A 1,011-nucleotide genomic window follows, 5' to 3' on the forward strand; every position below is an offset into this window, starting at 1 on the left:
TATTTCTCTACGATTTTCTAAACCGCCGAACAAATTCGGAAAAAGGCGTGACCATCGAGGAGATCCAGCGGTATCTGGCGGAGGAAAAGAACATGGAGCGGGTCTCCGCCGCCACCATCCGGCGGGATCTGGAGCGAATGATGTACGCCGGATATGACATCGATATCCGCCGTGGCCCACACAACACCCATTTCTACCGCATGAAAGGCAAACCGTTCAAGTTCAACGAAATCCGGTTCATCGTGGATTCCATCTCCATCAACAAGTTTCTCTCCCCCGAACAAAAGCGAAAGCTGATCCACAAGTTCGAGGGACTCTGCTCCGAGAGCGAAGTGCGCCAGCTGATGAGCCGTGTTTCCATCAGCACCTGCGGCGCACCCTCTCTGGACTTGCTGGAGAATCTGGACGCCATCCACCGCATCATCGCCGAAAAGCGCACTCTCAACTTCGACTACGGCAAAATGGATGCCCAGCGCCATTTCCACTATCAGGAAAAATCCCGCACCCTGCTCCCCTGCCAGGTCATCTATTTCAGCGAGCGGTTCTATCTGAAGTGTTACAGTGTGGAGAACAGCCACCTCCGCACCTACCGCATCGACCGCATGCGGAACATCGTCGCCGGAGAGAAGTTCCGCCAGCTTCCGGAAATTCCAAAACCGGATGGTGCTGTGCTGGACATCTTCGAGCCGAAGTATTACGAACTGGTCACTCTGCGGGTCAAGCGCTTTCTGCTGGACGACATGCTGGAGCAGCTTGGCGCCTATGCCAGCGCACAGGACGATCCGGACAACAGCGGCTTCGTTCTGGTGCGGGCACGCATCGGCATCAACGACAGTTTCCACCGATGGGTGATGAAATACGGTGGAAATGTGGAAATCCTCCGGCCGGAAAATTTGCGCAGGGAGTTCGCTGAAAAGGTCGCTGAACTCTACCGTCAATACTGGGATTAAGCGTCATGATTCTAAAAAGACAGCTTTAAAAAAAGCAGACGGACTGAAACTCCGCCTGCTT

1 protein-coding gene is annotated in these 1,011 nt (G+C 54.1%); it reads left to right on the top strand.

Annotated features, from left to right (window positions below):
* The coding region (locus QZL66_RS04960; RefSeq protein ID WP_293601868.1) for a helix-turn-helix transcriptional regulator at positions 1 to 950 on the top strand (950 nt) is incomplete at its 5' end.
* Positions 951 to 1,011: the final 61 nt, after the last annotated feature.

Origin of the sequence: Ruminococcus sp. CAG:330 (genome assembly GCF_000437175.1) — a bacterium.
Taxonomy (GTDB): Bacteria; Bacillota; Clostridia; order Oscillospirales; family Ruminococcaceae; genus Ruminococcus_C.